Origin of the sequence: Mesorhizobium sp. M7A.F.Ca.CA.002.15.2.1, from assembly GCF_003998715.1 — a bacterium.
GTDB classification, from domain to species: Bacteria; Pseudomonadota; Alphaproteobacteria; order Rhizobiales; family Rhizobiaceae; genus Mesorhizobium; species Mesorhizobium ciceri.
This window is the reverse complement of the sequence record NZ_RZPI01000358.1, coordinates 1-5,685: the sequence shown is the minus strand read 5'-3', so window position 1 is coordinate 5,685 and position 5,685 is coordinate 1. Positions and strand designations below refer to the sequence as shown.

General features: G+C 64.3%; 6 protein-coding genes. 1 reads left to right on the top strand and 5 read right to left on the bottom strand.

The genetic code is table 11. The features are described 5' to 3' along the window. The first annotated feature begins 1 nt into the window (after window position 1). The gene (locus ENZ74_RS19660; RefSeq protein WP_245470980.1) at window positions 2-976 is read left to right on the top strand and encodes a 2-oxoglutarate and iron-dependent oxygenase domain-containing protein; all 975 of its coding nucleotides are present in this window, start codon (window positions 2-4) and stop codon (window positions 974-976) included. Between the two features lie 70 nt (window positions 977-1,046). On the opposite strand, the gene ENZ74_RS19655 is transcribed toward ENZ74_RS19660, so the two are convergent. The 5 genes from ENZ74_RS19655 to ENZ74_RS19635 form a co-directional block, all read right to left on the bottom strand. Then, on the bottom strand, window positions 1,047-1,382 hold the full coding sequence (locus ENZ74_RS19655) for a hypothetical protein (protein WP_127224178.1): 336 nt from the start codon (window positions 1,380-1,382) through the stop codon (window positions 1,047-1,049). Window positions 1,383-1,505: 123 nt separating this feature from the next. Next, window positions 1,506-3,803 (bottom strand): xanthine dehydrogenase family protein molybdopterin-binding subunit, encoded by a 2,298-nt coding sequence (locus ENZ74_RS19650; RefSeq protein WP_063168588.1) that lies wholly within the window; start codon window positions 3,801-3,803, stop codon window positions 1,506-1,508. After that, entirely contained in the window at window positions 3,800-4,783 is a 984-nt protein-coding gene (locus ENZ74_RS19645; protein WP_063168587.1) for a xanthine dehydrogenase family protein subunit M, read from the bottom strand. Before ENZ74_RS19645 ends, ENZ74_RS19650 begins: the two co-directional genes overlap by 4 nt. Then, window positions 4,780-5,259: a (2Fe-2S)-binding protein gene (locus ENZ74_RS19640; protein WP_013530702.1), complete on the bottom strand. Its 480-nt coding sequence runs from the start codon at window positions 5,257-5,259 to the stop codon at window positions 4,780-4,782. Before ENZ74_RS19640 ends, ENZ74_RS19645 begins: the two co-directional genes overlap by 4 nt. Before the next feature lie 232 nt (window positions 5,260-5,491). Then, the coding region (locus ENZ74_RS19635; protein ID WP_164761088.1) for a hypothetical protein at window positions 5,492-5,685 on the bottom strand (194 nt) is incomplete at its 5' end.

Here is a 5,685-nt window from a genome sequence, read left to right as displayed (position 1 = left end):
GATCATCGATCTCGAGCCCATGTTCGCAGGCAACGAGGCGGCCAAGCGAAAGCTCGCCCAGGAACTGCGCAAGGCCTGCACGGAAGTCGGCTTCCTCTATATCAAGAACCATCACGTTCCGAAGGAGGTCATCGATGCCGCGTTTGGGGTGGCGGAGGTGTATTTCGCCGAATCCGACGACGTGAAGATGGAGAATCACGTTTCCAATTCAAAGAATAATCGCGGTTATGCGGCAATATTGGAAGAGAATACGGATCCGACCGCGCGCGGAGACCTGCACGAATCGTATGATATTGCGCTGGATGTGCCAGCCGACGATCCGGACGTGAAGGCCGGCAAAGTACTCTACGGTCCCAACCAGTGGCCAGCGGGCAGGCCGGAATTCCGAACGGCACTGGAAGCCTACCATGCCGAGATGCTGACGCTGAGTGGCCACCTGCTCCATGCCTTTGCTCTGGCTCTTGGGTTGGAGGAGACATATTTCGACCTGCTGGTCGGCAAGCCGCTCGCAACTTTGCGGGTGCTCCACTATCCACCGCAGTTTGGCGAGATCGATGACCGCCAGATCGGAATTGGGGCGCATTCGGACTATGAGTGCTTCACGATCCTGGCCCAGAAGGATGGTATTTCAGCCTTGCAGGTACTGAATGCAACTGGCGAGTGGATTGCGGCCGATCCCGTCCCCGGCTGCTTCGTCGTCAATGTGGGAGATCAGATGGCGCGTTGGACCAATGACCTTTTCGCCTCGACCGTCCACCGCGCGGTGAATCGTTCCGGCAAAGAACGCTATTCGATCCCGTTCTTCTTCGGTCCAAACTATGATGCCGTGATCGAGGTGCTTCCCAGTTGCATTGATGAGGATCATCCTGCGAAGTACCCTCCGATCACGTCGGGCGAATACGTCAACGGCCGCTTCAAGGCGACATTTGCGCACTATGCCGCGCAAAGCGAGGCCGGCGCCGAAACCGCGGCTTAAGCGGATAATCCTGTCATGCGCGGCCGCTCCTGTGGCCGCGCGTCGCATACCCGCCGTCCGTTGACCGAGATCAATATGATAGCACCCTCGATGGGTAGCGTCGGGTTAACTGGTTAGCCATGGCGTCACCAGAAGAACCCATTTCGGTTTGACGGTGGATGTGGCTAATTTTTCGGCTTTGAGGGCTTGGTGGAGCGCGGTCTTGCCGATTTGGGCTTTGAGCAGCAACGGAGCAGAAAACCTGCATAAGGAAGTCACGGCTCGTCGTCCGGGTCAGCGGTTTTCGGATCGCGTGGCGGGCCTCGGTTTCGGCTATGGCCGCGGCAAGGCACAGCCAGTCGGCGATGCTGAGGGGGGTAATGTTTTCAGGGGGCATTTTGCCGGTGCCAAAATGGATGTCGCTCATGGTCTTACCCCTTGATGGTTGCGCGAGTGCTGAAGGTGAAAGTGTGGAGGGAGCACCACCGCCCGAAGCTGCGGCCTGGCCTCCCCACAAGGGGACCCTCAAGGGGTAGATCGGCCACCGCCCTTAAATCAGCTTCTCCAGCGTGATCGGCAGATCCCTGATCCTCTTTCCCGTCGCATGGAATACCGCGTTGGCAATCGCCGGCGCCACGCCGACAATGGCCAGTTCGCCAACGCCCTTGCCGCCGAGCACCGAGGAATGCAGGTCGGGGATGCCGACCGAGATCACCTCGATGTCGGGGATGTCGGCATTGGTCGGCACGAGGTAGTCGGCGAGGTTGTCATTGACGATGCGGCCGTGGCGGCGGTCGACGATGCCTTCTTCCAATAGCGCCTGGCCGATGCCCATGATGATGCCGCCCTTCCATTGGCTTTCGGCAAGTTTCGGGTTGTAGAGCCGGCCCGAATCCAGCGCCGACACCACACGCGATACACGCACCGTGCCGAAATCCTCGTCGACGCGCACTTCGATGAAATGCGCGCACCAGGAGTGGCGGGAATAGTCGCCCTCGGTGTGCGGCACCGACATGGCGATGGTGGTGTAGTTCTTGTAGCGATCATCTGGCGTCGAATTGGCCGGCATGGTGTCGCCGGTGGCTTCGATGTGGTCGCGGCCGACGCACTTGAGCAGTTCGGCGACGGAGACATCGGGGCCGTCGCCGCGCGGCGAAGCGATACGGCCATTGGCGACGACCAGCGTGTTGGCCTGCAGCGCGTGGAAGGGCGAGCGTGGATCGCTGATGGCGAGGCCCACCAACTGGTCGAGGGCCGAGGTTGCCGCCTTGTAGACCGCACCCGTCATCACGCCGGCCAGCCGCGAACCGCCGGTGACGCCGGCGCGCGGAAAGCGGGAGTCACCGAGCTTCACCACCACGTCGTCAGCTCGCACGCCGAGCGTTTCGGCGGCGGTCTGCGCCAGGATGGTGTAGGTGCCCTGGCCCATGTCGATCGAGGAGCTTTCGACCTCGACCGAACCATCGGCCAGGATGCGCACGAGCGCCTCGCCATAGGCGCGTCGCACCGGATAGGTGCCGGCGGCGACGCCCCAGCCGATCAACTGGTTGCCGTCGCGCATCGAGCGCGGTTCGGGTGTGCGCCTGGACCAGCCGAAGCGTTCGGCGCCTGCAGCAAAAGCCTCGCGCAACTGCCTGGTCGACCAGGCTTTTTTGGCATGTGGATCCTGCTCGGCATAGTTTCGGAGCCGGATCTCCAGCGGATCGATGCCGACCTCGTAGGCAAGCTCGTCGATGGCGCTTTCGATGCCGAAGGCTGAGGGGTTTTCGCCCGGCGCGCGCATGGCGCCCGGCACCACCGAATTGACCCGTACGACATTCTGCTTCGAGGAGAAATTCGGCGTTGTGTACATGATCGAGGTGACCGATCCGAGCGGCTCGACCCACATGCCGTCGATGGATGTTTCATTGACGCCGCGATGCACGATCGACTGGATCTTTCCCTGCACGTCGGCGCCGATCGTCACCGTCTGGCGCGTCGCCGCGCGGCCGCCATAGCCGGTAAAAGTCTGCGGCCGGGTCATCACCAGCCGCACCGGCCGGCCGAGCATTTTGGCCGCACAGGCGGCCACCGCGCCATGGCTGAGCGCCAGCGCCTTGGAGCCGAAGCCGCCGCCAATATAGGGCGACACCAGCCGCACGTTCTCGAACGGCACACCGAACCATTCGGCATAGGTGCGCGCCATGCCGTCCAGCCATTGGCTCGGCTCCCACACGGTGAGGTGGTCGCCCTCCCAGCGGGCGATCAGGCCATGCGGCTCCATCGGCGCCTGGTACTCGCGCGGCGTGTTGTAGGCGGCGCAGATGCGGACCGGCGCCGAGGCGAACGCACCTTGCGCGTCGCCCCATTCCTTGGTCATGGCATCGATCGCGATGCCATCGCCGGCTTTGGCGTCGCTGAGGTCGACGATGGCAGGCGTTTCCTCATAGCTGACCTTGACCAGTGCCGCCGCCGCGACCGCCCGCTCGAAGGTCTCGGCGACCACGGCGGCGACATGCTGACCCGAAAAGGTGATGTCGCGCGCGAGCGGGCAATACGGCTTGTCGGGCGGCGGCGTGCCGAACCAGTCCGCCGCGGTCCTCAGGCTGATGATGGTGTCCGGCGTCAGCACCTGCAGCACGCCGGGCGCCACCTCGGCGGCAGTGGTGTCGATCGCGCGCACCTTGCCCGATGCAATCGTGCTCTCGACCAGGACGGCGTAGGCGAGGCCTTCGAGCTGCTGCTCGACGGCGTATTTCGCCGCACCGGTGATCTTGGCCGGGCCGTCGATGCGCGACAGCCGGCCGCCGACGGCTTCGGCAAAAGCGCCGTCGGACGCATCCCCATGCCTGATGTTGTGAACGGTCATGCCGTCTCTCCCAATTTGCGGATGGCGCGGGCGACGACGCGCGGCGCCAGTTCGACCTTGTAGTGGTTGGCGCCATGGTCGACAGAGCCTTCGACGGCGAGCAGGCTGGCGGCGCGCACAGTGTCCGGCTCCAGCACCTTGCCCTTCAGCGCGTTTTCCACGGCCCGCGCACGCCACGGCTTGGTCGCGACGCCGCCAAGCGCGACGCGCAAATCGCGGATCGTTCGGCCGTCAGGTTCGAACTCAATGCCGACCGCCGCGCTCGCGGCGGCAAACTCATAGGATTGCCGGTCGCGGATCTTGAGATAAGTCGAACGCCGGGCAGGGGCCGAGCCGGGGATCTCGATCGCGGTGATCATCTCGCCCGGTTCGATCGCGTGTTCCCGATCCGGCGTGGTGCCGGGCAGCAGGAAAAAGTCGTCGACCGGGATGTGGCGCTCGCCCAGATGCACGATCGCATCGAAGGCGACCAGCGCCACGGCGAGGTCGCCCGGATACATGGCGATGCACGCGTCGCTGATGCCAAGCACCGCATGGCCACGGGTAACGCCGCCGATCGCCGAACAGCCAGAGCCGGGCTCACGCTTGTTGCAGGCTGGGAAATTCGCGGGATCGCGGAAATAAGGGCAGCGCGTGCGCTGCATCAGATTGCCGCCGATGGTCGCCATGTTGCGGATCTGCGCGGAAGCCGCCTGCCACAGGGCTTCGGAAATGGCGGGGAAGCTACTCTTGATGTCGGCATGGTCGGCGACATGGCTCATCCTGGCCAGTGCGCCGATGGTGACGCCGCGCTCGTTCACCTCGATCCTGCCCAACCCCTTGAGATGGGTGATGTCGACCAGCGTCTCGGGCTCGGCGACGCCGCATTTGGCGAGGTCGATCAGCGTGGTGCCGCCGGCCAAGAGCATGGCGCCGGGCAGGGCGGCCGCCTGGCGTGCCGCATCGAGCGAATTGGCGCGCACATACGAAAAATCCCTCATGATGCGGCCTCCAATGCTGCCTGGCGGACAGCGGCGACGATGTGCGGATAGGCGCCGCAGCGGCAGAGGTTGCCGGCCATATACTCGCGGATTTCTTCGTCGGAGCCGGCATGGCCTTCGCGGATGCAGGCGACCGCCGACATGATCTGGCCCGGCGTACAATAGCCGCACTGGAAGGCGTCCTGTTCGAGGAAGGCAGCCTGCACGGGATGCATTTCGCCCTCCCGTGCAAGCCCCTCTATGGTGGTGACGGTGCGGCCCTCGACTTGTGCGGCCAGCGTCAGGCAGGCCAGCACGCGCTCGCCGTCGATATGCACGGTGCAGGCGCCGCACTGGCCGTGGTCGCAGCCCTTCTTGGTTCCGGTCAGGCCGAGGCGATCGCGCAAGGCATCGAGCAGCGTGACGCGCGGCTCGAGTTGCAGATCGTGATCACGGCCGTTGATGTCGAGATGAACTGGGATCGTTGTTTTGGTCATGGGCGTCGGGCTCCAGTTGCTTGACGCGAAGTCGTTGATTTCATCTTTGGCAGCCGGCGGGGACCTGGCGCCGGCTGTGCGGCCCTTCGCTGCCGCTCCCCGCCTTCGGGCGTTCAGCCCCTTAAAAAGGTCCACTGGACTTTTTGGTGCGCCCGAAGGCGGACCGGGCCTTCACCATTCGTCGTTCGGGAAGCCAAGCAATTGGCTTCCCATCCGCTAGGTGGACCACTCCTCACCCCAGCAGGTCCTCGATGCGGACCGGAAAGCGCCGCGGCCGCACGCCGGTCGCATGCCAGACCGCATTGGCGACGGCGCCGGCCGTGCCGGTGATGCCGATTTCGCCGACGCCCTTGATGCCGAGCGCGTTGACGTGAGGGTCGTCCTCGTGGACCAGCAACGCCTCGACCGATGGAACGTCGGCCTGTC

Excerpts from the sequence above, each read along its gene's own strand:
- ENZ74_RS19655 (WP_127224178.1), bottom strand. The coding sequence starts at position 1,382 with ATGAGCGACATCCATTTTGGCACCGGCAAAATGCCCCCTGAAAACATT.
- ENZ74_RS19650 (WP_063168588.1), bottom strand. The coding sequence starts at position 3,803 with ATGACCGTTCACAACATCAGGCATGGGGATGCGTCCGACGGCGCTTTT.
- ENZ74_RS19645 (WP_063168587.1), bottom strand. The coding sequence starts at position 4,783 with ATGAGGGATTTTTCGTATGTGCGCGCCAATTCGCTCGATGCGGCACGC.
- ENZ74_RS19640 (WP_013530702.1), bottom strand. The coding sequence starts at position 5,259 with ATGACCAAAACAACGATCCCAGTTCATCTCGACATCAACGGCCGTGAT.